We start from the raw sequence: 20,973 nt of genomic DNA, 5'->3' as shown, positions 1-20,973 counted from the left end.
ATGGGTAAGAACGTAGTTGTGCTGGGCACCCAGTGGGGTGACGAAGGCAAGGGTAAGATTGTGGACCTGCTGACCGATAAGGTCGCCGCCGTGGTTCGTTTCCAGGGTGGCCATAACGCCGGCCATACGCTGGTGATTGAGGGCAAGAAGACGGCCCTGCACCTGATTCCCTCCGGCATCCTGCGGCAGGATGTCCAGTGCCTGATCGGCAACGGTGTGGTCCTGTCCCCGGAAGCCCTGCTTAAGGAAGTCCGGGAACTGGAAGCCAATGGGGTGGCGGTGCGTGAACGCCTTAAAATCAGCTTGGCCTGTCCGATCATCCTGCGCACCCATGTCCGCATTGATCAGGCCCGCGAGCGTGCCCGTGGTAACGACAAGATCGGCACCACCGGCCGTGGTATCGGCCCGGCCTATGAGGACAAGGTGTCCCGTCGTGGTGTGCGCCTGGGTGACCTGTGCAACCCGGCAGACTTCGAGGAGAAGCTGCGGGAGATCATGAGCTACCACAACTTCGTCCTCACCGAGTATTTCAAGGAAGAGGCCGAGGATATTGATGCCGCTCTCGAAGAGCTTCGTCGGATGGGCGAGGAAATTCTGCCCATGGCTGCGGATGTGACCGATCTTCTGCACGACTATCGGAAGCGTGGCGAGAACATCCTGTTCGAAGGCGCCCAGGGCTCCCTGCTCGACATCGACTTGGGCACCTACCCGTTCGTAACGTCTTCCAACACCACCGCTGGAGGTACCGCCACCGGCTCCGGTTTTGGTCCCCTGTTCCTGGACTACGTGCTGGGCATTACCAAGGCCTACACCACCCGTGTTGGTTCCGGTCCGTTCCCCACCGAGCTGTTTGACGACATGGGCCAGCATCTGGCAGTGAAGGGCAACGAAGTGGGCACCACCACCGGTCGCTCCCGTCGCTGTGGCTGGTTTGATGCGGTAGCTTTGCGCCACGCTATCCAGATCAACAGCGTCTCCGGCATCTGCCTGACCAAGCTGGATGTGCTGGACGGTCTGGAAACCGTGAAGGTGTGCGTGGGTTACAAGACCCCGAACGGCGAGATCTTCCGTCCGCCCATCGGTTGTGACAGTTACAAGGACATTGAGCCGGTGTACGCGGAGCTGCCGGGCTGGAGCGAGAGTACCGTGGGCCTGACCAGCATCGATCAGCTACCGGAGAACGCCAAAGCGTACATCCGGTTCCTGGAGGAGCAGATTGAAGCGCCGATCGACATCATCTCCACCGGTCCGGACCGGATCGAGACGATCACGCTGCGTCATCCGTTTGGTGAATAAGCGAAAAGAGCACTGATGTAAACACAAAGCCCCGCAACTACGCGGGGCTTTGTGTTTCAGGGCTTGGTGGCAATTACCGTGGCGCGTTTCGGGCCCGGATAGCCCTCCACCGTTCTTGAGGGATCCTCCGGATCGAGAAAATCCTGCAAAGAGTTGAACCGCATCCAGTCCGTGGAACGTTGTTCCCCGGTTGTCGTCTCGGTAACGTCCACCACTTTCGCGTCCCGGAACCCGGTGCGCTGCAGCCAGCGTAACAGAGTGCCACAGCTGGGCAGGAACCAGACGTTGCGCATTTGGCCATATCGGTCCTCGGGCATCAGACTGTAGCCCTCCGGACCATCCACCACCAGGGTTTCCAGCACCAGCTCGCCGCCCCGGCGCAGCGTGCTCTTGAGTTCCAGTAGATGGTCCAGAGGCGAGCGCCGATGGTAGAGCACACCCATGGAGAAGGTAGTGTCAAAGATCTCCAGGTTGGTGGGCAGATCCTCCATTCTAACCGGCAACAGGTCGACCGGAACCTCCCCGAGATAGTTCTTTACCGCGAGAAACTGGAACAGGAACAGGAGCCCCGGATCGATACCGACGACCCGCTGGGCCCCGGCGCCATACATGCGCCAGCAGTGGTAGCCGGAGCCACAGCCGACGTCCAGAATCTGACGGCCCTTGAGGTCGGACAGGTGGGGTGCGACCCGGTCCCACTTCCAGTCGGAGCGCCACTCGGTGTCGATGAAGATGCCGAAGAACTGAAAAGGGCCCTTGCGCCAGGGCATTAGCCCGCGCAATCCTGTTTCCAGCTTCTGATGGTCCGCCTCAGTCAGTGCCTGACCGGTTTCGAGGGTAACCGCCGAAGCATTCAGCTGCCCCCGAGTCCCCGGTAGCCTGGGCAGCGTTTCCAGGGCTCCCGACCAGCGCGCCAGGTCTCCGTGAGGAACCTCTTCGAATTTGTAACGGAACTGCTCCCGAAGGGCTTCCGCCCAATCTTGCAGGCCCTGGGCATCGAGTTCGGACAGAACAGGGTTGAAATAGCGTTGCCAGTCGAAAGTGTTCATGAGTATGCGGTAGTCGTTATTCGGCCTTGATGGCCAGCATGGAGACAAAGTTGAAACACTGATACCACAATAGCACCTGGTCGAAACCGGCGTTCAGCAGACGGTTGCGATGCTGCGCCAGGGTCTCGGGAATGAGCACCTGCTCAATGGCCGATCGCTTCTGGCTGATCTCCAGGTCCGAGTATCCGTTGGCGCGCTTGAATTCATGGTGCAGGCGGGTCTGGGTGGCTTGCTCCTGCTCCGATTCAAAACGGATTTTCTCGGACAGAATCAGTACGCCGCCCGGGCGTGTGGCCGATGCGATGCGGGCGAGGAGTTCCTCTCGTTTTTCCGGTGGTACGAACTGCAGGGTGAAGTTCAGGGTCGTGACCGAGGCATTGCTCAGCTCGGTGTCCAGAATGTCCTCGCAGCGAAGGGATACCGGTAGGGCCGAGTCGTCGAGGGCAATGTAATGTTCGCAACGCTCGATCATCGCCGCCGAGTTATCCACTCCGAACAGTTGGCAATCTTCGTGAGCAATGCCGTGGCGCATGGCCAGGGTGGAGGCACCCAGGGAGCAGCCAAGATCATAGCAGTTGGAGCCGGGCTGGGCGTACTGTTCGGTGATCACTTCGATCATCGGGATGATGGTGGTGTAGCCAGGTACCGAGCGGCGGATCATGTCCGGGAAGACCCGAGCCACCGAGGCGTCGAAACGGAAGTCCTCCGGTTGTCGCTCCGTGGCAAACAGGCGGTCGGTGGCCTGTTCCGGGGGTTGGGGTGATGCTTTTTCCTTACTCATCCGCCGCTCCCTGGGCCGGCACAGCGGGCGCGGTCGGGGACGGGCGGCGACAACGAACGCCTCGGTTCTTGTAATCCACCAGGATACCTCGGAAGGAGGGATCCACATCAGCGGCAATCGCCAGGTAGCCGTTCTCGCAGACCGCATGCAGCTCCGACGCCTTGGGCGACATCCGGAATGGCTCATCCGGCGTCACGTGGATGGCCTCGAACTCGCCCACGGGCATGTGGTCCTTGTTGTCGGTATGATCGATCCGGCCTGAAGCTTCCAGCACCAGGATGGTGCCCACGATGGAGATCACGGCGGTGACAATCAGACTGCGGACGGTATAACGGGCTTCACTCTGGCTCATACCTACCTCGTTGTGACGTGAATGACATTCGGTCAGTACTGGCCGGGGATACTGATGGCCGGTGCCTGCAGGGCGGCCATCTGCTCCCGGAGGGACAGGATCTGGTCGGACCAGAACCGGGGCTGGGCAAACCAGGGAAAGAAGCGGGGGAAGGCGGGATCGTCCCAGCGTTTTGCCAGCCAGGCACAATGGGCGATCTGCCGGTAGCAGCGCAGGGGTTCGATCAGGTGGCGTTCACGGCGGTTGAAGTTCCGGAACATTTCGTAGCCTTCCAGCAGTTCCCCGAGTTGGGCGCCGCGCTCGTGATCATTGCCGTTGAGCAGCAGCCACATATCCTGGATGGCCGGGCCGGAGCGGCAATCGTCCAGGTCGACAAAGAGCATCTGCTCCTCCCGACACAGAATATTACCCGCGTGACAGTCGCCATGCAGGCGCAGGGTATCCACCGGCCCGGCATCGTCGATGCGGGCGGCGCACAGGTCCAGAAGTTGCGGTATCAGGCTATCCCAGGCCGGCCGCAGATCCTCGGGGATCCAGTCGCCCTCAATCAGTAGCAGGTTGTTGGTCTTAAGGCCTTCCATCAGGGCAAACGCGGGCCGATGATGGAAGGGCTCACGAGCTCCGATATTATGGAGTTGCCCGAGCCACTGTCCCAACCGGAACAGCGTGTCGGTGACGCTGGTATCGGGCGCGTGGCCGCCCCGCTGGGGAAAGACCGCAAACCGGAAACCGCCATGCTCGCCCAGGGTATCCCCGCCTGCCATAACCATCGGCGCCACGACAGGGATACCTGCTTCGTGCAGTTCCAGGGTAAACCTGTGTTCCTCCCGGATGGCGGCCTCGCTCCAGCGACCCGGACGGTAGAACTTGGCAATCACCGGAATCTGCTCCTCGATGCCGATCTGGTAAACCCGGTTCTCGTAGCTGTTCAGGGCGAACAGGCGACCGCTGACCGGGAAACCCGTCTCTTCGAGGGCATCCAGGATGGCATCTGGAGTGAGGGCGTCGTAGGGATGGCCGGATACGGCCAGTTGCGGGTCATGGGGCATAGGAGTGTGGTCAAAGGCCTTAGTCGGTGTTCGATTTCATGCGCAGCAGATGATACCAGTTCTCGTCCAGTTCCCAGCGGACGTGGTCGATTCCCGGGTCGGCAAGGACGATTTCACCGGCCCGGGCCTGCACCTGTGCCAGTTGCCGTTCCGCCCGTTGCCAGTCCCGATGGTTGTCCGGGAGATTTCGCATGCTCGGAAAGATTGCCCTGAGGGCTTCTTCCGTTGACACAGTGTGGGATCGAAGAGAGCCCATGATGGCGGTGTCCCCCTCTACCCGCAGCACCCGGTGCTGGTAGGGGTAGTTGGCGACCATGTCATCGGATTTCAGCAGCTCGTTAAGACTGATGACCTCGAAACTGCGCCATCCCAGCCAGCCCACGAACAGTGCAGCGACAACCATAACGGCAATAAACTGTTTGCGGTCCGACATCCATGGGGCTCCGTTAAAATTTTCCTGGCTGCAAGTATAACGTTTATGCGGGTTCAGGTAATGTTTACCGGGCATTTGGCGTTATATCGGGGGAGGCATTGCGGGTGACGGAATCGGAAATCCTGGAAACTCAGACAGTGGTAATCGGTGCCGGTGTGGTCGGTCTCGCTGTGGCCCGGACGCTGGCGATGGCTGGCCGCGATGTCATCGTCCTGGAATCCGGTATCCGGTTTGGCGAGGGTGTTTCTTCCCGCAACAGCGAAGTTATCCACGCCGGCATCTATTATCCGGAGGGTACCCTCAAGGCCCGTCTGTGCGTGGCTGGCCGTCGGCAGCTCTATGATTACTGCGCCAGTCGCAACGTGGGGCACCGAAAGTGTGGCAAATGGATTGTGGCAACCAGTGCCGACCAGCAGGCGAAGCTGGCGGAGATCCAGAGCGCGGCGGCGCGCAATGGGGTGCCGCTTGAGCTGGTTGACGGCACGAACGTTCGCGCACGGGTACCGGAAATTCGGGTGGAGGCGGCGCTGTGGTCTGGAGAAACCGGGATCATCGATTCCCACGGTCTGATGCTGTCCCTTCTCGGTGAGCTGGAAGATCATGGCGGCCAGTTGGTGCTGAAGTCTCCGGTGCGTTCGGCCGTGTCTGAGCATGGGCGCCACCGCCTGATTGTGGGAGGGGATTCGGCCTGCACGCTGGTTGCCGATGAGGTTATCAATGCGGCGGGGCTGGGAGCGCCGGGCCTGGCGGAGAACTGGCAAGGGCTCCCGGAAAGCCAGCGACCGGAACAATGGTTGGCCCGGGGCGTGTACTTTTCCTACAGTGGCCGGCACTCGTTCGACAGCCTGATCTACCCCGTGCCAGAAGCGGGCGGACTGGGTGTCCACCTCACCCTGGACCTGGCGGGGCAGGCCCGTTTCGGCCCGGATGTGGAGTGGATCGAAGCCGAGGATTACACCTTGGACCCGAAGCGCGTCCACCGTTTTTCCGAAGGCGTCCGGCAGTGGTGGCCCGGTCTGGACCCGTCGCGCCTCCAACCCGCCTATGCCGGGATCCGGCCTAAGCTCAAGGGACCGGAGGGTGGCTTCTTTGATTTCCGGATCGATGGGCCAGGGGAGCATGGCATTCCCGGGCTGGTCAACCTGTTCGGTATCGAGTCTCCCGGGCTGACTTCCTGCCTTGCCATCGCGGAGCTGGTCCGGGAGCAGTTGGCCTGACAACCGGCTTCGGTCAATGCTTAGCCGGGCGTCCTGGCCAGTGCCCAGATTTCCACGACCTGGGCACCCGCTGATTTCAGTTTCAGGGCCAGGGCCCGGGCCGTGGCGCCGGTGGTTACAACGTCATCCACAATCGCCACGCGCGCCGGTGGTGCACCCCGCACCTCGAAAACGTCCCTCAGGTTAGCCAGCCGCTGCGTTCTGTAGAGCCCGCGCTGGGACTGCACCTGTTTCACTCGCCGGACCAGGCCGACATCAAGGGGAATTCCCAGTTGCCGTCCCAGCTGTTCGGCAATGTCCGCGGCCTGGTTGAATCCCCGTTTTCGACGGCGTTTCGGGTGCATAGGCGCAGGCACCAGCAGGTCGGGCATGCTGTCCGGATCGGCGGCCAGCTGGTCCGCCAGGAATTGGCCGAAGTCTGCCACCAGAGGCCGGGCGAATTTCCGTTGGCCATGGTACTTGTACCGGCCAATCATGCCGTCCACCGGAAACTGGTAGCGCCAGGGAATCCTGGCACGCTCGAACGGCGGTGGCTCCTTGCTGCATTCGCCGCATCGCAGGTTGTCTGCCGCCCACGGAAGGGGCAGGCCGCAGTTGAAACAGCTCCAGCGGTTAACCGGCAGATCGGCCCTGCAGGGGGCGCACAGGCCATGAAAGGCATTGGCAGACAGGCAGGCAACGCAACGTCCTGCTTTTGCGCAGCTGTTAACCTTTAACTCCTTTAAGGTTGACAGCAAGTTCAGTCCCTTTATCATCTGTTTCATCCGTAAACCCAGATACCGGGAAAGGTTAACAGGACTTGAACATGACCGCGAATGAACTGCGTCACGATTGGACGCTCCAGGAAGCCCGCGCACTTTTCGAACTGCCTTTCAATGACCTGCTGTTCCGTGCCCAGAGCGTGCACCGGCAGCATTTCGATCCCAATGAGGTTCAGGTCAGTACCCTCTTGTCCATCAAGACCGGCGCCTGCCCGGAGGACTGCAAGTATTGCCCCCAGAGCGGTCATTACAACACCGGGCTTGAGAAGGAAAAGCTGCTGGAGATCGAGAAGGTGGTCGCCGAGGCCCGGGCTGCCCGGGAGAAGGGCGCTTCCCGCTTCTGCATGGGTGCCGCATGGCGCAGTCCGACGAAGAAGGACATGCCCTATGTGCTGGATATGATCCGGGAGGTGAAGTCCCTGGGCCTGGAAACCTGTATGACTTTGGGCATGTTGCAGGAAGAGCAGGCGCAAGAGCTGGCGGATGCCGGTCTGGATTACTACAACCATAACCTCGACACCTCCGAGAAGTTCTACAACCACATCATCACTACCCGTACCTATCAGGATCGCCTGGATACCCTGGATAACGTGCGCAAGGCAGGGATGAAGGTATGCTGCGGGGGCATCATGGGTATGGGCGAGGATGAGGACGATCGGGTCGGTCTTCTGGTTCAGCTCGCTAACCTGCCACAGCATCCGGAGAGTGTGCCGGTGAATATGCTGGTGAAGGTGAAGGGCACGCCGCTGGAGGCCGTTGAGGATCTGGATCCGTTCGAGTTTATCCGGATCATCGCGGTGGCGCGGATCATGATGCCGGCTTCCCATGTGCGGCTGTCTGCCGGTCGTGAGCAGATGAATGAGCAGATGCAGGCGCTGTGTTTCATGGCGGGGGCGAATTCGATCTTTTATGGCGAAAAGCTTTTGACCACTTCGAATCCGGAGGCGGATGCGGATATGCAGTTGTTCCGTAAGCTGGGAATTCGGCCTGAGCAGCGGGAGCAGTGTGCGACCGAGGAGCAGGAGGAAGAGGCGATTGCCGAGGCGGTGGAGTATGAGGCGACCCGGCATATGTTTTATGACGCTACTCGGGAGTCTGCCTGAGTTGGTCTTTTCGCTTGGGCTTCGGCGCAAGTGAAGGTCGGGAGCTTCTTTCCGGGACACGCTACGAGCACATCCATGTGCGCTTGTTTCGGGCCGTCCATGGCCCTCAACAGTCCCGGAAAGAAGCTCCCGACCTTCACCCGAAGTTGGCAGTTAACCTCAACGCGCTAATGGTCGGACAGCGATGCGTAACTTTGCCAAAGAGATTGAAGACCGGAAACAGGCCGGGTTGTACCGTACTCGTCGGCTGGTGTCGGGCCCGCAACAGCCCGAGCTGATAGCCGATGGCAAGCCGTTGTTGTCGTTCTGCAGCAACGATTACCTGGGTCTGGCTAACCATCCTGCCAACATTGAAACCCTGAAAAGCGCCCTCGCTGAAACCGGTCTCGGCGGCGCCGCCTCCCACCTGATCTGTGGCCACCACGACGCCCACCACCAGTTGGAAGAGCGTCTGGCAAAGTTTACCCGTCGCAGTTCCGCCCTGTTCTTCTCCACCGGCTATATGGCCAACATGGGCGTTATTTCCGCGCTGGCAGGCCGTGGCGATACGATTTTCTCGGACCGGCTGAACCACGCCTCGATCATCGATGGCTGCATCCTCAGTCGGGCACGGATCCGGCGGTATGGGCATGGTGATGTGGCTGCCCTGGAGGCCATGCTGGCGGAGACGAGTGGCCACAAGCTGGTGGTGACCGACGGTGTGTTCAGCATGGACGGGGATGTTGCACCGCTGCGGGAGTTGGCCCGTGTGTGCCGAGAGCACGATGCCTTGCTGATCGTTGACGATGCCCATGGCATCGGTGTTCTCGGTCCGGAGGGTCGCGGCAGTGTGCTGGATGCCGGACTTACCGAAGAGGACGTGCCGATTCTGATTGGCACCCTTGGCAAAGCTGTGGGTACCAGTGGCGCGTTTGTGGCCGGGTCGGAATTGCTGATGGATTATCTGGTCCAGAAAGCCCGGACCTATATCTACACCACCGCGATGCCGCCTGCGGTTGCCATGGCAACCTGCACCAGTCTGGATGTCATCGAACGGGGCGATTACCTGCGTTCGCATCTGGACTCCCTGATTGACCGATTCCGGACGGGGGCGCGGGCGCTGGGTTATGAACTGATGGTGTCCCAAACCCCGATCCAGCCGATCATGGCCGGCACCAACGAAGCCGCCCTGGCGTTGAGCAAGGCACTGGAAGACCGGGGGCTGCTGGTAACCGCCATCCGCCCGCCAACCGTTCCCGCCGGCGAGGCGAGGCTGCGGGTCACCCTGAGCGCCGCGCACCGGATGGCCGACGTCGACCGCCTGCTGACGGCACTGGAAGAGTGCCGGTCGCTGATAAATGCCCCGGAGACCGCATGGGCGTGATCCGGACACCGCCAGAGTCACCGGGCCAGCCCGTTCCGGCCGCCAAGAGCGATATCGCCAGGGAATTCGGTAAGGCATCCGACACTTATGACCAGGCCTCCCGCCTGCAGCGCCTGATGGGGGAAGCCATGCTGGCGCGATTGGCTCAGCAAAACGTAGCTCCGCGTACCATCCTCGACCTCGGCTGTGGCACTGGCTGGTTTACCCGAGAGCTGCAGAAACGTTTCCCGGAAGCGCAAATTATCGGCGTGGACCTCTCGCCTGGTATGATCGAAAAGGCCAGGTCCTCAAGCCCGGAAAGCATCGAATGGCTCACCGCCGATGCCGAATCCCTGCCGTTTACATCGGACACCTTTGACCTGATTTTCAGCAACCTGATGATCCAGTGGTGCCAGCACCCAGGAACAGTCCTGGCCCATTGCCGCCGGCTTCTCAAACCGGACGGACGACTGGCCGTATCCACCTTGTTGGACGGCACTCTTCGGGAACTGAAACAGGCCTGGTCGGTGGCAGATCCTGGTCAATCCCATGTGAACCAGTTTGAGAAACCTGAATGCTGGCAGCGTTTGGCAGGTGATAATTTGCCGGGTGCCGAGCTTGTCACCGAAACCATTCGTTTGCCTTATGATTCTCCCATGGCTCTGAATCGGGAATTAAAGTTGCTTGGGGCTGGTTTCAAAGGGGAAGGACGTCGAAAGTTGGTGACTTCTCCAGGTCGATATAAGGCAATGTGTGGTGCCTATCCGGGGTTGGACAAGCACGGATGTGTTGCCAGCTACGTGGCCGGTTGGATGTATTGGCGAATCTGAATTCGGGAAGTTGGTAACAACTGGTGGTCGGGGCTCAGGAGGAGGAATCTCTTTCCAGGACTGTTGAGGGCCAGGGACGGCCCGAAACAAGCGCACATGGGTGAGGCCGAGCGTTTATGAAGCGAAGCTTCATGCGACAGCCGAACGACAGCAATCTATGATTGCTGGCTGGACCCCGAAGGGGTGCTCGTAGCGTGTCCTGGAAAGGGATTCCTCCTCCTGAGCTTCCACCCAAAGTAAAAATTTTAAGAGAGTTACGCCCAAGATGGCCAAAAAAAGCTATTTCGTAACCGGCACTGACACCGGCGTCGGCAAAACCATGGTCTCTGCCGCCATACTCGAGGCCGCCAAAGCCCAGGGCAAACGCACCCTGGCCATGAAGCCCATCGCCTCCGGCTGCGACCAGACCCCCGAAGGCCTCCGCAACGAAGATGCCCTGATGCTCCAGCAGGCCATTACCGAAAAACTCCCCTATGACCAGATCAACCCCATCGCCCTGGAACCGGCCATTGCCCCCCACGTCGCCGCCCAGCAAGCCGGCAAAACCGTCACTGCCCAGCGCCTGGTCGGCTTCTGCCGAGGGCTCCAGATCCAGCCTGCGGACCTGTTGCTCGTCGAAGGCGCCGGTGGCTGGCGGGTGCCCCTGAACGACCGGGAAACCTACGCCGCCATGCCCCGTGAACTGGACATGCCCGTCATCCTCGTCGTCGCCCTCAAACTCGGCTGCATCAACCATGCCTTATTGAGCGCCGAAGCCATACGCTCGGATGGCCTCGCTGTTGCGGGCTGGGTCGCCAACCGCGTCGAAAGCGAGGCCATGGACTGCGAACAGGAAACCCTCAATTACCTGTCCACCCATCTCGGCACCCCCTGCCTCGGGGTCCTGCCGTGGCTCGAACAGCCGAAGCCCGCCGCTCTGGTGCGCTACCTCAATATCGGCCCACTGTTTGAATCCTGAACCGACCTGACGGTATGCCGGCTGCCACCAAAGCGGCCGGCCCCTTCGCCCCCCCCCCATCAGCCCTGGAACATTCCCCGAAACCTCTCCCGTCACCAGCGCAGGGGATCTTCCTGTGCCCGGATGGCCGGCCACCCCACACAAATTTTCCGTCCGGCTATTGACAATTCCGTGCCAGTAAACGTATGTTTCAAACAAGTGTTTAATTAAGGCCTCGGCGTGTGTCGCTGGGGTGCCTGAGCAAACCAAGGCCAAAGGCTGTTAACCCTGTTTCAGCTGAGACCGAGAACCGAGGTGGATTCCATGCCTGAATACAAAGCGCCCCTGCGTGACATCAAATTTGTTATGAACGAGCTGCTGGACAGCGAGCAGCACTACGCCAGTCTGGAAGGTGCCGAAGACGCCACTCCCGATATGGTGGACGCCATTATCCAGGAAGGTGCAAAGTTCTGTGAGCAGGTACTGTCTCCGTTGAACCAGGTGGGTGACCGGGAAGGCTGCACCTTGAGCGAAGACGGTGTGAAGACACCGACCGGCTTCAAGGAAGCTTACCAGCAGTACGTGGAAGGTGGCTGGCCGTCCATGACCGCCGATCCCAACTACGGTGGCCAGGGCCTGCCGCATTCACTCGGCCTGGTCATGAGCGAAATGGTGGGTACCGCCAACTGGTCGTGGGGCATGTACCCGGGCTTGAGCCATGGTGCCACCAACACCATCGAAGCCCACGGCACCGAAGAGCAGAAACAGACCTACCTGACCAAACTGATCAGCGGTGAGTGGACCGGCACCATGTGTCTGACCGAGCCGCACTGCGGTTCCGACCTGGGCACCCTGCGCGCCAAGGCCGAGCCCAACGCCGACGGCACCTACAGCATCACCGGTACCAAGATCTTTATCTCCGCCGGCGAGCACGATATGGCCGAGAACATCGTTCATATCGTTCTGGCCCGCCTGCCGGGTGCGCCGGAAGGTACCAAGGGTATCTCCCTGTTCATCGTACCCAAGCAACTGCCGAACGAAGACGGCTCTGCCGGTGAGCGTAACGCTGTTTCCTGTGGCTCCCTCGAGCACAAGATGGGCATCCACGGCAACGCCACCTGCGTCATGAACTTCGACGGCGCCAAGGGCTGGCTGATCGGGCCGGAGAACAAGGGCCTGAACTGCATGTTCACCTTCATGAACACCGCCCGTATCGGTACCGCCATCCAGGGTCTGGGTGCGGCAGAGCTTGGCTTCCAGGGTTCTCTGGCATACTCCAAAGAGCGTCTGGCCATGCGTTCCCTGAGCGGTCCGAAGAACCCGGACGGCATTGCCGATCCGATCATCGTGCATCCGGACGTGCGCCGCATGCTGCTGACCCAGAAGACCGTGGCCGAGGGTGCCCGTGCCCTGATTTACCTGGCCGGCCAGCAGGTGGACGTGGTTCACAGTGGCAAGACCGAGGAAGAGCGCAAGCAGGCTGATGCGCTGCTGGGGTTCCTGACTCCGATCGCCAAGGCATTCCTGACCGAGATCGGTTACGAGTCCGCCAACCTTGGTATGCAGGTCTTCGGTGGCCACGGCTTCATCTCCGAGTGGGGCATGGAGCAGAACGTCCGTGACTCGCGTATCGGCATGATCTACGAGGGTACCACCGGTATCCAGGCACTGGATCTTTTGGGCCGTAAGGTCCTGATGACCCAGGGCGAATCCCTCAAGGGCTTCACCAAGCTGGTACACGTATTCTGCAAGGAGAACGCGGATAACGAGCAGCTGAAGGAATTCATCGAGCCGCTGGCCGCGATCAACAAGGAGTGGGGCGAGCTGACCACCAAGGTTGGCATGGCCGCCATGAAGAACCGCGAGGAAGTGGGTGCGGCCTCCGTGGACTACCTGATGTACTCCGGTTACGCAGTATTCGCCTACCTGTGGGCCCGTATGGCCAAAGTGGCCCTGGACAAGATGGTTGAGGGTACCACCGAGGAAATGTTCTACAACGCCAAGGTCCAGACAGCGCGCTTCTACTTCAAGCGCATGTTGCCGCGGACCAAGGCGCACGCTGAAACCATGCTGGCCGGCGCGGATACGCTGCTGGACATGCCGGAAGAAGCTTTCGCCATCTGAGGCGGGCTTCGTTAGCGTTGCGACCCAGAAAGCCCGTGCTCCCCGGAGGCGGGCTTTTTTCATGTGTTCCGACGGGGTTTCGGGTAAAATACCGGCCCATAACAACATAACTTTCAGCGGACACATAGCCGAGCAGGCGTCGCGATCAGGAGTAAGACCTCCCGCACCCTGCAAAGACTGACTGGAATTTTGTGGAGAGTTTCAAATGGCTGAATATCAGGCACCGTTACGTGACATTCGCTTCGTGCTGAATGAAGTATTTGATGCGCCTGCGCTTTGGGCATCCCTGCCCAAGGTGGCCGAGAACGTGGACCCCGAAACCGCGGATGCCATCCTGGAGGAGGCCGGCAAGATCGCCGGTGGCGTTCTGGCTCCCCTGAACCGCGAAGCGGATGAGCAGGGCAGCAAGTGGGATAACGGCGAAGTGACCGCCCCGGACGGCTTCAAGGAAGCCTACCAGACCATCGTGGAAGGTGGCTGGAACGGTCTGGGTGGTAACCCGGAATTTGGTGGCATGGGCATGCCCAAGACGCTGGTGGCCCAGTTCGAGGAAATGATGCAGGGCGCCAACATGGCCTTTGGTCTGGCCCCGATGCTGACCGCCGGTGCCTGCCTGGCCCTGGATGCCCACGGCAGCCAGGAGCTGAAGGAGAAATACCTGCCCAACATGTATTCCGGTGTCTGGTCCGGTGCCATGGACCTGACCGAGCCTCACGCCGGCACCGACCTGGGCATCATCCGTACCAAGGCCGAGCCCAATGATGACGGCTCGTTCAATGTCACCGGCACCAAGATCTTCATCACCTGGGGCGAGCACGATATGGCGGAGAATATCATCCACCTTGTGCTGGCCAGGCTCCCGGACGCGCCGAAGGGGCCGAAGGGTATTTCCCTGTTCCTGGTGCCCAAGTTCCTGGTGAACGAGGACGGCTCCCTGGGTGAGCGCAACAGCTTCAGCTGTGGCTCCATCGAGAAGAAGATGGGCATCAAGGGTTCCGCCACCTGCGTCATGAACTTCGACGGCGCCAAGGGCTGGCTGGTCGGCGAGGAGAACAAGGGTCTGGCCGCCATGTTCACCATGATGAACTACGAGCGCCTGGGCGTAGGCATCCAGGGTATCGGTGCTGCCGAAGCTTCCCTGCAGAATGCCCGTGAATACGCCCTGGACCGTATCCAGAGCCGTGCCCCGACCGGTGCCCAGCAGCCCGAAAAGGCCGCTGACCCGATCATCGTGCATCCGGACGTGCGCCGCATGCTGCTGACGATGAAGGGCTATGTTGAAGGTGGTCGTGCCTTCTCCACCTATGTGGCCCAGTGGCTGGATATCTCCAAGTACGCGGATGACGACGAGCGTCGCGAGCACGCCGAGGGTATGGTGGCGCTGCTCACACCGGTGGCCAAGGCATTCCTGACCGACCGCGGTCTCGAGGCCTGTATCCTTGGTCAGCAGGTATTTGGTGGCCACGGTTTCGTCCGTGAGTGGGGCCAGGAACAGCTGGTCCGGGACTGTCGGATTACCCAGATCTACGAGGGTACCAACGGCATCCAGGCGCTGGATCTGATGGGGCGCAAGGTGGTGGGTAGCCAGGGTAAGCTTTACGAACTGTTCGCCCAGGACGTGGCCAATTTCCTGGAGCAAAATGCCGACAACGAGCACCTGCACCCGTTCCTGGAGCCGCTGGCCGCTGCGGTGGAGCGTCTTGATGACGTAACCGAGCATGTCCTCGGCCAGGCCGGCAACTCGCCGGATGCGGTCGGTGCCGCTTCGGTGGATTACCTGGACCTGTTCGGCCTGACAGCCCTGGGTTACATGTGGGCGAGGATCGTCAAGGCGGCTGCGCCCCGGGCGGCAGGTGACACCTCCGGTTTCTATTCCGGCAAGGTGAAGACTGCGCGCTTCTACTTTGACCGCCTGCTGCCGAAGACGGTCTCCCTGGCGGAAGGCATCCGCAGTGGCAGCGATGCCATGATGGCGCTGACCGCAGAAGAGTTCTGATCGCTGTCTGACGGTCTGGAACGTAAAAGGCAGGTCCGAGGACCTGCCTTTTCTTTTTCCGGGCTCCGTCGCTGCGGGCCAATCTGGTCAGAGCTGTCCCAGCTGCTCCGGATTATTCACAAACGGGTTTTCGTTGCCCTGGATTTCCGCGATGCGGCGGTGGCGGGTCAGTTCGTTGTCATCCGGGGGATCCAGCCGGTTCCAGCCCGTGAACACGGAGGTAGCCCCCAGCCAGGGCAGGTCATAGGTGGTGACCATGTAGGCCATGGTCCGCGCCACATCGCCCTTCACTCGCTCAGGTGGCTCGAAAAACTGGGCGCTGGCCCGGATACCACACTCATCGGGCTTGGCAACATCGCCGATGTTGTCGTAGCGAACGTTGCGGCGCTGCATTTCGATCCGATTACGCACCGGGACCATGTTGTGCAGGTCCGAGGCGATCTGACGGTAGCGGTTGTCCTGCTCGCACTGTCGTGAGGTCCCGCAGGAAAGGGCGCTGCGAATATCCGCCAGGGGGTACACATAGCCATTGGTCAGCAGGAAACCCTTGCTGGTGAAGGGTGTATCGCAGAAAAACGATTTCCCGCCATCGGCGTACAGTTTGCCCCAGAACTGGTCCTTGATGACGGTATCCGGATCACTGAATCGGGTGTTCTGGCCGATAACGACGGTGGTGGCGATCAGCAGGAGGAAGGCGGCGGAAAGGATCGGAAGCTTTTTCATACTCCATTTATACCTCGCAGTGTCTGGAAGCACCCTGTCCGTTCAGGCCTGTCACTGCGGACAGTCCGAACTCGGAAGGTCTGACGCTTCGTTCACTTGTATCGTGGAGTATGGCACAAAGACCCTCGGTGCGAGGGTCTTCTGGTCAGGAATTTGCGACCCTGTGGCGGGTCGCGGTCGGTTTACTTGAGCTTGTTGCGGATATTCTGGTAGCCGGTCTTCAGGTCTTCGCCGAGTTTTTGCGCAGTCTGACGGGCTTCCTGGCTGGCATTCTCGGTATCGTGCAGAATCTGGTCCATCTTGTTGCGGAACCGGTCCCAATCCTGCTCCAGGTCATCCCACTCGTCCTTGACGTCTTCGCGGGCCAGATGGAGCTGAACACGGGCTTCGTCCCGGTACTGTTTGATTTTTTCCGACAGTTTCTTGAGTTCTTCTTGAACACTCATTTCAGGCACCTCCTTGGTTAGATGGTGCGATAACAATGCGCCTGAACCGGAAAAACTGTCAAGTACGGGAATAGCCTGAACATGAACGGACCTCAGCCGATTGATTCAGGTCACGGTTTTACGGAGAGAAGTGCGGAAATATCCCGTAGGTAATGCCAGGGGGAGAGATCATCGAAACCCTTGGCCGCGCGGTCGATCTGGCTGCACAGGCCGGTGGCCTGTTGCAGTTGCCCCGGGCTCAGACGGCGGGCGGCACGCTCGAGCACCCGTGCACGTTGGGGCTGGAACACGCCTCGTTTTTTCAGGAAGGCGGCAGGATTCTCGCCCTGGCCCGTCGCTGCCCGAAGCTCGGCTACCAGGTTGAGATCCCGGTTCAGCACGGCCAGCAGGCCCAGCGGATTTTCGCCTTCCTGTTGCAGCACCCCGATCATTTTTCCGGCATGGGGCGCTCTCCCCGCGAGCAGTTCGAGCACCAGTTCAAAGCCATTGAAGCGGGAGCTGTCCTGAACCGCCTGCTCAATGGTTTCCTCGTCGATGGTGTTGCCATTGGTCACCAGAGCCAATCGGTCCAACTCCTGGCTGGCGGCCAGCAGATTGCCCTCAAGTCGTTCCGCAAGCATGGCCAGAGCACTCCGGGTCAGGTGCAGACCCTGACGGTTGGCACGCTGCTGCAGCCAGCCCTCGAACTTGTCGGCGTCCACCGGCCAGACCGGTACATGGACACCCTTGCCCTGCAGCTCCTTGTACCACTTGCGCCGGGTTTCGGCGGCATCCAGACGGGTGCTGATCAGCAGCAGGATGATGTCTTCGGGAGGCTGCTGCAGCATCTGTTCGAGTACCGAGCGGCCATCACCGAGCTTGCCCGTAGGCAGGTGGATCTCGATACGGCGTTTCTCGGCGAACAGGGACATGGCATTGAACTCATCCGCCACCGTGCTCCAATTCAGCTGATGGTCGGCATGGAAGGTCAGGCGGTCATGAAACCCCGCTTCCCGTGCCGCCTTGCGGATCTGGTCGCAGCACTCCTGTACCAGCAGGGGTTCGTCTCCGGAAACCAGATACACCGGAGCCAGACCTTTCTTGAGCAGTTGGGGGAGCTGGGCCGGTTGGGTCTTCATGGGTGATCGGCGTCAGGTTCTGCCGGTGGGTCGTCAGCCCGGTAATCCTCGCGGATCGCCTGTATCCGGGCTTCCGTCATCGGTGCCAGGCGGAACAGGATCTGTTGGGCCAGCCGGTCGTTCATGCGCTGCTCCAGCTCGTCCTGTTCCCGTTGCTTGGCCAGGATATTGGTTTCATCGTACCGGTAGCTCTCCCGAACACTCAGCTCGGTGTCTGCGATCAGCGGGATCCGATCATCTGTGATCAGCTCAATGCTGACAGCCTGGGTCAGGGTATATTCGGCGGCCGCCGCCCGGACAGTAATGGCGGAGGCCCGGCGATCCTGGGAGTAGGACTTCAGGCCCAGGACATAGGCGGCGTTCGCCGCGTCAGCGGTTTCAAGTCCGCCCAACTCCAGTTGCTCCTTTACGGACAGGCACAGCGTGTCCGGGATCTGCGAACCGCAGTTCACGGCCAGCGGTTGCAGTGCCGCCGGCACCGGCGAGGTACCCCGCAACTGAAAGCCGCAGCCGGTCAGCACCGCGGTTAGAACCAGCGCAGTAGCCCGAACAGCCACGGTTTTCCGGACAGGGCGGAGAGTCATATCAGTTGGCCACCACGTTCACGAGCTTGCCGGGGACCACGATGACCTTGCGAACGGTCTTGCCCTCGGTAAAGCGCATGACGTTCTCGTTCTCCAGGGCCAGCTTTTCCAGATCCGCCTTGGCGATATCCGCCGGAACGTCTTCCTTGGCCCGGACCTTGCCATTGACCTGCAGCACCACCTGGATCTGGCTACGTACCATCGCCTTCTCATTCGCTTTCGGCCAGGACGCCTCGACCACGGGCTCCTCGTGCCCCAGGCCCTGCCAGAGCTGGTGACAGATGTGCGGAACGATCGGAGACAACACCAGCACCGCAGTGTCCAGGGCCTCCTGGCGAACCGCGCGGCTCTGGGGCTCGTCATTACCCAGTTTGCCAACCTCGTTCAGTAGCTCCATCACGGCGGCAATCGCGGTGTTGAAGGTCAGCCGGCGGCTGATGTCGTCACTGACCTTGGCAATGGTTTCGTGGGTCTTGCGACGCAGATCCTTCTGGGCATCGTTCAGCGCTGCCACGTCCACCGCCGGAGCCGGGCCGCCGGCGGTGTGCTCGTTCACCATCCGCCACAGGCGCTTCAGGAACCGGTGGGCACCCTCGACGCCGCTGTCGGACCACTCCAGGGACTGCTCGGGCGGGGCCGCGAACATCATGAACAGTCGGACGGTGTCGGCGCCAAATTCGTCAATGATGGCCTGCGGATCAATGCCGTTGTTCTTGGACTTGGACATCTTGGTGACGCCGCCGATCTCCACCGGCTCACCGTCAGAAGCGAGTACCGCCCGGACCACCTGGCCCTTGCCATCCCGCTCGACGGTCACATCCGCCGGATTGAACCAGGTCTTGCCGCCGTTCTCGTCGTTACGATAGTAGGTCTCGGCCAGCACCATGCCCTGGGTCAGCAGGCGCTTGAACGGCTCGGAGCTGTTCACCAGGCCCACATCCCGAAGCAGCTTGTGGAAGAAACGGGCATAGAGCAGGTGCAGGATGGCGTGCTCGATACCACCGATGTACTGGTCAACCGGCAGCCAGTAATTGGCGGCCGCCGGGTCCAGCATGCCCTTGTCGTAGTTGGGACTGCAGAACCGTGCGTAATACCAGGACGACTCCATGAAGGTGTCGAAGGTATCGGTCTCCAGGGTCGCCGGCTGGCCATTGTATTCAGTCTTGCACCACTCCGGATCGGCCTTGATCGGAGACTGGACGCCGTCCATTTCGACGTTTTCCGGCAGGCGAACCGGCAGGCGGTCATCGGGCACCGGCATTTCGGTACCGTCTTCCAGTGACATCATCGGGATCGGCGCGCCCCAGTAGCGCTGGCGGGAGACGCCCCAGTCACGCAGGCGGTAATTGACGGTGCGCTTGCCGATGCCGTTGTCTTCCAGGTACTTCGCGATCTCGTCGAAGGCTTCCTCGCTGGTCAGCCCGCTGTACTTGCCGGAAGACACCAGAGTGCCCTTCTCGGTAAAGGCCTTCTCCTGGACATCGATCTCGCGACCATCCCGGGCAGCAATGACCTGCTTGATCGGCAGCCGGTATTTCAGGGCAAATTCGTGGTCCCGCTCATCATGACCTGGTACGGCCATCAGGGCGCCGGTGCCGTAGTCCATCAGCACGAAGTTGGCGATCCAGACCGGGATTTCTTCCTGGGTCAGCGGATGAACCGCCTTGAAGCCGGTATCGATACCTTTCTTCTCCATGGTGGCCAGCTCGGCCTCGGCCACCTTGCTGTTACGGCACTCATCCACGAATTCAGCCACGTCGCGGTGACGCTCCGCCGCTTCCTTCGCCAGCGGATGCTCGGCGGCAACGGCCATATAACTTACGCCCATCAGGGTGTCAGGGCGGGTGGTGTAGACGGTCAGGCCTTCATCACGATCCTTCAGCGGGAAGCTCAGCTCGGTACCTTCGGACTTGCCGATCCAGTTCCGCTGCATGGTCTTGACCTGCTCGGGCCAGCCATCCATGTCTTCCAGATCGTTCAGCAGTTCCTCGGCATAATCGGTAATGCGGATGAACCACTGGGGAATCTTCTTCTGCTCCACCAGCGCACCGGAGCGCCAGCCACGACCGTCAACCACCTGCTCGTTGGCCAGCACGGTCTGGTCCACCGGGTCCCAGTTCACCACCTGGGTCTTGCGGTAGGCGATGCCCTTGTCCAGCATCTTCAAAAACAGCCACTGGTTCCACTTGTAATAGCTGGGGTCGCAGGTGGCCACCTCACGGCTCCAGTCGATGGCCAGGCCCATGGCCTGCATCTGTTTTTTCATGTAGGGGATGTTGGCGCGCGTCCACTGGGCGGGGGGCACACCGTTTTTGAGCGCGGCATTTTCTGCGGGCAAGCCAAAGGCATCCCAGCCCATGGGCATGAGCACGTTGTATGCGTTCATGCGCAGGTAGCGCGTGAGCATGTCGTTGATGGTGTAGTTGCGCACATGGCCCATGTGCAGCTTGCCGCTGGGGTAGGGCAGCATGCTGCAGGCGTAGAACTTCGGACGGCTTTCGTCCTCGGTCACGCGGAAGGCGCCGCTGGCTTGCCAGTGCGCCTGCGCGGCGGCTTCGATCTCGGCGGGGGTGGCGTCCAGCCGCCCGTAACGCAGATTTTCGCTGATCGTGGTGGCGAACAGGCCGGTATCCTGCGGAACCCAGGCGATTTGACCGCGCAGGGATTTGAGCGCTACCTGGGTGATGTTGTGCCCGTCGAACAGGATTTCGCCGTCCTGCGGTTCGTAGAGCCGCCCCAACAGGCGCACCAGCGTGCTTTGGCCGGCCATCGAGGACGGCTTCTACTACGACTTCCGCATCAACAAGCAGCTCACCCCCGATGACCTCGAAG

General features: G+C 60.8%; 19 protein-coding genes. 8 read left to right on the top strand and 11 right to left on the bottom strand.

The genetic code is table 11. The annotated features are described in order from the left end of the window. Window positions 1-1,296 carry an adenylosuccinate synthase gene (locus R6W86_RS18655; RefSeq protein WP_410330847.1) on the top strand — a complete coding sequence of 432 codons (1,296 nt, stop codon included), beginning with the start codon at window positions 1-3 and terminating at the stop codon, window positions 1,294-1,296. A gap of 56 nt (window positions 1,297-1,352) precedes the next feature. Here the strand turns inward: R6W86_RS18655 and cmoB are convergent, their stop codons facing one another. The 5 genes from cmoB to R6W86_RS18630 are packed head-to-tail and all read right to left on the bottom strand — an operon-like array spanning window position 1,353 to window position 4,960. Then, complete coding sequence (gene cmoB, locus R6W86_RS18650) at window positions 1,353-2,345, bottom strand: tRNA 5-methoxyuridine(34)/uridine 5-oxyacetic acid(34) synthase CmoB (RefSeq protein ID WP_410330846.1); 993 nt, start codon at window positions 2,343-2,345, stop codon at window positions 1,353-1,355. Window positions 2,346-2,361: 16 nt separating this feature from the next. Beyond that, window positions 2,362-3,126 carry a carboxy-S-adenosyl-L-methionine synthase CmoA gene (cmoA, locus tag R6W86_RS18645; RefSeq protein WP_410330845.1) on the bottom strand — a complete coding sequence of 255 codons (765 nt, stop codon included), beginning with the start codon at window positions 3,124-3,126 and terminating at the stop codon, window positions 2,362-2,364. Next, window positions 3,119-3,478, bottom strand: a complete 360-nt coding sequence (locus tag R6W86_RS18640; protein ID WP_410330844.1) for a kinase — start codon at window positions 3,476-3,478, stop codon at window positions 3,119-3,121. The genes cmoA and R6W86_RS18640 overlap by 8 nt, the downstream gene beginning before the upstream one ends. Before the next feature lie 32 nt (window positions 3,479-3,510). Then, window positions 3,511-4,527, bottom strand: coding sequence for a serine/threonine protein kinase (locus R6W86_RS18635; protein ID WP_410330843.1), 1,017 nt, complete (start codon window positions 4,525-4,527; stop codon window positions 3,511-3,513). A 19-nt stretch (window positions 4,528-4,546) separates the two neighbouring features. Next, window positions 4,547-4,960 carry a hypothetical protein gene (locus R6W86_RS18630; RefSeq protein ID WP_410330842.1) on the bottom strand — a complete coding sequence of 138 codons (414 nt, stop codon included), beginning with the start codon at window positions 4,958-4,960 and terminating at the stop codon, window positions 4,547-4,549. 104 nt (window positions 4,961-5,064) lie between these two features. Here R6W86_RS18630 and R6W86_RS18625 point away from each other — a divergent pair, with 104 nt between their 5' ends. Continuing rightward, window positions 5,065-6,177: an NAD(P)/FAD-dependent oxidoreductase gene (locus tag R6W86_RS18625; protein WP_410330841.1), complete on the top strand. Its 1,113-nt coding sequence runs from the start codon at window positions 5,065-5,067 to the stop codon at window positions 6,175-6,177. A 20-nt stretch (window positions 6,178-6,197) separates the two neighbouring features. On the opposite strand, the gene R6W86_RS18620 is transcribed toward R6W86_RS18625, so the two are convergent. Further along, the gene (locus R6W86_RS18620; protein ID WP_410330840.1) at window positions 6,198-6,914 is read right to left on the bottom strand and encodes a ComF family protein; all 717 of its coding nucleotides are present in this window, start codon (window positions 6,912-6,914) and stop codon (window positions 6,198-6,200) included. A gap of 68 nt (window positions 6,915-6,982) precedes the next feature. Here R6W86_RS18620 and bioB point away from each other — a divergent pair, with 68 nt between their 5' ends. The 6 genes from bioB to R6W86_RS18590 all read left to right on the top strand — a co-directional run bounded on the left by bioB (window position 6,983) and on the right by R6W86_RS18590 (window position 15,270). Continuing rightward, window positions 6,983-8,041, top strand: coding sequence for a biotin synthase BioB (gene bioB, locus R6W86_RS18615; RefSeq protein ID WP_410330839.1), 1,059 nt, complete (start codon window positions 6,983-6,985; stop codon window positions 8,039-8,041). Between the two features lie 184 nt (window positions 8,042-8,225). Continuing rightward, entirely contained in the window at window positions 8,226-9,404 is a 1,179-nt protein-coding gene (gene bioF / locus R6W86_RS18610) for an 8-amino-7-oxononanoate synthase (protein ID WP_410330838.1), read from the top strand. Next, on the top strand, window positions 9,395-10,213 hold the full coding sequence (bioC, locus tag R6W86_RS18605; RefSeq protein ID WP_410330837.1) for a malonyl-ACP O-methyltransferase BioC: 819 nt from the start codon (window positions 9,395-9,397) through the stop codon (window positions 10,211-10,213). Before bioF ends, bioC begins: the two co-directional genes overlap by 10 nt. A 265-nt stretch (window positions 10,214-10,478) precedes the next feature. Beyond that, complete coding sequence (bioD, locus tag R6W86_RS18600) at window positions 10,479-11,171, top strand: dethiobiotin synthase (protein ID WP_410330836.1); 693 nt, start codon at window positions 10,479-10,481, stop codon at window positions 11,169-11,171. A 303-nt stretch (window positions 11,172-11,474) separates the two neighbouring features. Then, complete coding sequence (locus R6W86_RS18595; RefSeq protein WP_410330835.1) at window positions 11,475-13,274, top strand: acyl-CoA dehydrogenase C-terminal domain-containing protein; 1,800 nt, start codon at window positions 11,475-11,477, stop codon at window positions 13,272-13,274. A 205-nt stretch (window positions 13,275-13,479) separates the two neighbouring features. Further along, a complete protein-coding gene (locus R6W86_RS18590) occupies window positions 13,480-15,270 on the top strand; it encodes an acyl-CoA dehydrogenase C-terminal domain-containing protein (protein WP_410330834.1) in 1,791 nt (596 codons plus the stop codon). An 87-nt stretch (window positions 15,271-15,357) separates the two neighbouring features. Here R6W86_RS18590 and R6W86_RS18585 read toward each other — a convergent pair whose 3' ends face one another. The 5 genes from R6W86_RS18585 to leuS all read right to left on the bottom strand — a co-directional run bounded on the left by R6W86_RS18585 (window position 15,358) and on the right by leuS (window position 20,911). Continuing rightward, on the bottom strand, window positions 15,358-15,993 hold the full coding sequence (locus R6W86_RS18585) for an endonuclease (protein WP_410330833.1): 636 nt from the start codon (window positions 15,991-15,993) through the stop codon (window positions 15,358-15,360). Window positions 15,994-16,175: 182 nt separating this feature from the next. Beyond that, window positions 16,176-16,439 carry a hypothetical protein gene (locus tag R6W86_RS18580; RefSeq protein WP_410330832.1) on the bottom strand — a complete coding sequence of 88 codons (264 nt, stop codon included), beginning with the start codon at window positions 16,437-16,439 and terminating at the stop codon, window positions 16,176-16,178. A gap of 110 nt (window positions 16,440-16,549) precedes the next feature. Further along, on the bottom strand, window positions 16,550-17,557 hold the full coding sequence (gene holA, locus R6W86_RS18575) for a DNA polymerase III subunit delta (RefSeq protein ID WP_410330831.1): 1,008 nt from the start codon (window positions 17,555-17,557) through the stop codon (window positions 16,550-16,552). Beyond that, window positions 17,554-18,141 carry an LPS assembly lipoprotein LptE gene (gene lptE, locus R6W86_RS18570; protein WP_410330830.1) on the bottom strand — a complete coding sequence of 196 codons (588 nt, stop codon included), beginning with the start codon at window positions 18,139-18,141 and terminating at the stop codon, window positions 17,554-17,556. The genes holA and lptE overlap by 4 nt, the downstream gene beginning before the upstream one ends. A 1-nt stretch (window position 18,142) precedes the next feature. Next, entirely contained in the window at window positions 18,143-20,911 is a 2,769-nt protein-coding gene (leuS, locus tag R6W86_RS18565) for a leucine--tRNA ligase (RefSeq protein ID WP_410330829.1), read from the bottom strand. Between the last annotated feature and the right edge of the window lie 62 nt (window positions 20,912-20,973).

The organism is Marinobacter sp., assembly GCF_046484525.1.
In the GTDB taxonomy this organism is placed as follows: domain Bacteria; phylum Pseudomonadota; class Gammaproteobacteria; order Pseudomonadales; family Oleiphilaceae; genus Marinobacter.
Note: the sequence above shows the minus strand (reverse complement) of the source record. Positions and strands in the feature narration are given on the sequence as shown.

What these genes read in the sequence shown, in the direction of transcription:
- R6W86_RS18655 (WP_410330847.1), top strand. Translation starts at nt 1, where the DNA reads ATGGGTAAGAACGTAGTTGTGCTGGGCACCCAGTGGGGTGACGAAGGC.
- cmoB (WP_410330846.1), bottom strand. Translation starts at nt 2,345, where the DNA reads ATGAACACTTTCGACTGGCAACGCTATTTCAACCCTGTTCTGTCCGAA.
- cmoA (WP_410330845.1), bottom strand. Translation starts at nt 3,126, where the DNA reads ATGAGTAAGGAAAAAGCATCACCCCAACCCCCGGAACAGGCCACCGAC.
- R6W86_RS18640 (WP_410330844.1), bottom strand. Translation starts at nt 3,478, where the DNA reads ATGAGCCAGAGTGAAGCCCGTTATACCGTCCGCAGTCTGATTGTCACC.
- R6W86_RS18635 (WP_410330843.1), bottom strand. Translation starts at nt 4,527, where the DNA reads ATGCCCCATGACCCGCAACTGGCCGTATCCGGCCATCCCTACGACGCC.
- R6W86_RS18630 (WP_410330842.1), bottom strand. Translation starts at nt 4,960, where the DNA reads ATGTCGGACCGCAAACAGTTTATTGCCGTTATGGTTGTCGCTGCACTG.
- bioB (WP_410330839.1), top strand. Translation starts at nt 6,983, where the DNA reads ATGACCGCGAATGAACTGCGTCACGATTGGACGCTCCAGGAAGCCCGC.
- bioF (WP_410330838.1), top strand. Translation starts at nt 8,226, where the DNA reads ATGCGTAACTTTGCCAAAGAGATTGAAGACCGGAAACAGGCCGGGTTG.
- bioC (WP_410330837.1), top strand. Translation starts at nt 9,395, where the DNA reads ATGGGCGTGATCCGGACACCGCCAGAGTCACCGGGCCAGCCCGTTCCG.
- bioD (WP_410330836.1), top strand. Translation starts at nt 10,479, where the DNA reads ATGGCCAAAAAAAGCTATTTCGTAACCGGCACTGACACCGGCGTCGGC.
- R6W86_RS18595 (WP_410330835.1), top strand. Translation starts at nt 11,475, where the DNA reads ATGCCTGAATACAAAGCGCCCCTGCGTGACATCAAATTTGTTATGAAC.
- R6W86_RS18590 (WP_410330834.1), top strand. Translation starts at nt 13,480, where the DNA reads ATGGCTGAATATCAGGCACCGTTACGTGACATTCGCTTCGTGCTGAAT.
- R6W86_RS18585 (WP_410330833.1), bottom strand. Translation starts at nt 15,993, where the DNA reads ATGAAAAAGCTTCCGATCCTTTCCGCCGCCTTCCTCCTGCTGATCGCC.
- R6W86_RS18580 (WP_410330832.1), bottom strand. Translation starts at nt 16,439, where the DNA reads ATGAGTGTTCAAGAAGAACTCAAGAAACTGTCGGAAAAAATCAAACAG.
- holA (WP_410330831.1), bottom strand. Translation starts at nt 17,557, where the DNA reads ATGAAGACCCAACCGGCCCAGCTCCCCCAACTGCTCAAGAAAGGTCTG.
- lptE (WP_410330830.1), bottom strand. Translation starts at nt 18,141, where the DNA reads ATGACTCTCCGCCCTGTCCGGAAAACCGTGGCTGTTCGGGCTACTGCG.
- leuS (WP_410330829.1), bottom strand. Translation starts at nt 20,911, where the DNA reads ATGGCCGGCCAAAGCACGCTGGTGCGCCTGTTGGGGCGGCTCTACGAA.